Here is a 3,665-nt window from a genome sequence, read left to right on the forward strand (position 1 = left end):
TTTTGGTTCAACCACAACCGCCATTCTTTCCTGAGATTCAGAAATTGCCAATTCGGTTCCGTTTAACCCTTCATATTTTAAAGGTAAAACATCTAAATTAACTTCTAAAGAATCTGCGATTTCACCGATGGCTACTGAAACTCCTCCCGCTCCAAAGTCATTGGATTTTTTAATCAGTCTCGTTACTTCAGGATTTCTGAACAATCTCTGGATTTTACGTTCTTCAACGGCATTTCCTTTCTGAACTTCAGAACTCATCGTATGGATAGAAGTTTCGTCCTGTTCTTTTGAACTTCCGCTTGCTCCTCCAACTCCGTCACGACCAGTTGCACCACCTAAAATGATGATAGAATCACCATTTGCAGGTTTTTCACGTCTTACCCAATCCACAGGAACGGCTCCCGCAACGAAACCAACTTCCATTCTTTTCGCTTTGTAGCCTTCGTCGTAGATTTCAGAAACCATCGTAGTTGCCAAACCAATTTGGTTTCCGTAAGAGGAATATCCGTTTGCCGCCTGTTTTGTGATTGTTTTTTGAGGCAATTTTCCCGGTAATGTTTTATCAACCGGTTCCAAAACATCTGCAGCACCTGTTAATCTCATCGCCTGAAATACGAATGAACGTCCGGACAAAGGGTCTCTGATAGCGCCACCTAAACAAGTTGAAGCACCACCAAAAGGTTCGATTTCTGTCGGGTGATTGTGGGTTTCGTTCTTGAATAATAAATACCACGGTTCTTTTTTACCATCGTATTCTGCTTCAATCTGGATCGTACAAGCGTTGATTTCGTCAGAAACTACCAGATTTTCTAACTGACCTGTTTTATGGAAATATCTTCCGCAAACGGTTGCCAGATCCATCAAGGAAATAGGTTTCAATTCGCGTCCTAAGAATTTTCTTTTTTCGATATAATCATTGAAAATAGTTTCCAATGTATGTTTAAACTGTCCTTCAAATTCGATATTGGACAATTCTGTTTCGAAGGTTGTGTGACGACAATGGTCGCTCCAGTACGTGTCTAAAACTTTAAGTTCCGTTTCCGTAGGATTTCTCTGTTCCGATTTAAAATATTCCTGAATGAATTTCAAATCATCCAAACCTAATGCAAAACCGTGATTATTAAAGAATTCTTCAAGCTGAGCATCATCGAAATTGATAAAATCTTCATGAATAATTACTTTTGAAGGAGCTTCTTCCGCAGGAATGTTTAAAGTTGATAAATCTTTTTCCTGAGATTCCACTTTATTGATTAGAAGGTCTTTGATTTTTGCTAAATCAGATTCGGAAATACCTTCGAATTCGATTAATTTCCCGCTTCTTACTTTAGATTTCTCATTTCCCGTTAATAAAGCGATACACTGTTGGGCAGAATCTGCACGCTGATCGTATTGCCCCGGCAAAAATTCCAATGCGAAATAAATTCCCTGTGCAGGATTTTCTTCGATTAAAATATCAGTAACCGGATCTACGAAAGTGCTGTTGACTACCTTTTCGAATTCGCCATCATTCAATCCGAAAATATCGTACACGTTGTATACTTTTACACTTTGGATGGACGGAACAACCGCTTTTACTTCATCAAAAATTTTTGGACTTTCTACATCGAAAATTCCTCTTTTTTCTACGAAAATTCTTTTGTTTTGAGACATTAGATGTCAGATATTTATATATTATTAAACTTATTAATTAATTTACTCATCTTTATTCAGATCTGTTTTCTTACGTGAATTTACAATAATATAAAGCTTTTTAGAGGTATCAAAATCGATTGAATTATCCAATTTCCATTTTTGATAGCCTTCGTAATCGAACTTATGATTTTCCTGAGGAATTAACAAATAAGAATACTGCTCCATCAAATATTCATCTACAAAACCATCTTTTCTCAGTTTCGTTAAGAAAGAAATCAATCGTGTTGCAGCATTATTTCCTTCTATTGGATCTTGATTTTTCTCTGTCTTATAATCAATAAAACCATTAATTCCCGCAATTTGAAAATCTAAAAGAATCCCAGGAATTCCTGCTGCTCTTTCGTATTTATCAATATTCTCATAAATCCACTTCATTTTATTCGTAGCACTGCTCATCGTAATTCTTAATAATGGTTTATTCTGAGCTGCAACAGGCGCATATAAAATATTAGAATATCTTGTCAGAGGATTTTTCTCAACAATTTTTGAAGGATTTAATTTCTGTAAAAACTCTTCCTGTCTTTCATCTAAAGCTAATGTATCATTTCCTTTTTGACTGGTTTCCGAAACAAATATCCAAAATCCTGCATCATAAACCCTTACATTAATTAATCTGTCCAGATGCTTAAAATAAGTGCTTATCCCATTAAGCTTGAATTTACCTTCTTTAAAGGTAACCGCTTTATTGACAGCTTCTTTAGGACCATATCTTCTATTTCTTAGATTTTCAAAATAATAATTAAAAAGCCTTTCTTCATCCAAACGTCCTAAAACTATTTTGAACTGAAAAAGCTCATTGTTACTTTTGTTTTCATACTCCGCAGAAAGAATACTGTCATTTTTGGAATTAGTAAACAGGGCAGTTCTGGTAAAATTCCCGAAACTCGCCGGAACCGAAATTCCTGAAACAGAGTGATTAAAATCGGTATCAGATTCAATTTTTTTATTCAGCTTTAGTTCCTGAGAAAATATCATCACAGGAAATACTGTTAAAATAAAAAATGTAAAAATCTTCATATTCAATTTAAATAAAATATGCAGCCCAAAAGGACTGCATACCATATTATACTTTAAGATCAGCTTCTAACCCAATCAAATCTTTATTTGCATCGATAATCGGCTGAACTTCATTGGCAATGAATTCTTCCGTCTGAATGGGTGCAAAACCGATGAAGTTTTTAGGATCGAGAACTTCTTTTAATTTTGATTTATCTAATTTTAACGAATCATCGTTCAGGATTCTTTCGATAAGGTCGTTTTCTTTACCTTCTACTTTTACCTGCTTGGAAGCTTCCATAGAATGAACTCTGATCACTTCATGGATTTCCTGACGGTCGCCACCAGCTTTCACTTCTTCCATGATGATGTATTCTGTCGCCATAAAAGGAAGTTCTTCCATAATATGTTTGTTGATTCTGTTAGGATACACCACAATTCCGTTCATGATGTTGTTCCAAATTAATAGAATTGCATCAACAGCTAAAAATGCCTGAGGAATGGTTAATCTCTTATTTGCAGAATCGTCCAATGTTCTTTCAAACCACTGTGTTGAAGCGACCATTGCAGAACTCGTTGTTAAAGACATGACGTATTTTGCCAAAGCTCCGATTCTTTCGCTTCTCATTGGATTTCGTTTGTAAGCCATTGCAGATGAACCGATCTGGTTTTTCTCGAATGGTTCTTCAATTTCTTTAAGATTTTGAAGTAAACGTAAATCGTTGGTGAATTTGTGTGCAGATTGAGCAATATTTCCTAATAAAGCGACTACTTTCGCGTCTATTTTTCTGTCGTAAGTCTGTCCGGAAACGCCAAAAACTTTCTCAAAACCGAATCTTTTTGACAATTCTTTATCTAAATGCTTCACTTTAGAATAATCTCCGTTGAAAAGCTCTAAGAAGCTTGCTGCTGTTCCTGTTGTTCCTTTTACGCCTCTGAAACGTAATGTTTCCAAGAAGAAATCAAGTTCTTCGATG

At 35.6% G+C, this 3,665-nt stretch carries 3 protein-coding genes; all 3 read right to left on the reverse strand.

Features of this window, described 5'->3' with window-relative positions:
* Nucleotides 1-1,650 (reverse strand): AIR synthase-related protein (locus WFK35_RS21370; protein WP_336734549.1); only part of this gene is annotated, 1,650 nt, incomplete at its 3' end.
* A 42-nt stretch (nucleotides 1,651-1,692) separates the two neighbouring features.
* Nucleotides 1,693-2,709, reverse strand: coding sequence for a hypothetical protein (locus tag WFK35_RS21375; RefSeq protein ID WP_235130281.1), 1,017 nt, complete (start codon nucleotides 2,707-2,709; stop codon nucleotides 1,693-1,695).
* Nucleotides 2,710-2,755: 46 nt separating this feature from the next.
* The coding region (locus WFK35_RS21380) for a lyase family protein (RefSeq protein ID WP_336734550.1) at nucleotides 2,756-3,665 on the reverse strand (910 nt) is incomplete at its 5' end.

Origin of the sequence: Chryseobacterium sp. VD8 (assembly GCF_037149975.1) — a bacterium.
Classification (GTDB): Bacteria; Bacteroidota; Bacteroidia; order Flavobacteriales; family Weeksellaceae; genus Chryseobacterium; species Chryseobacterium indicum.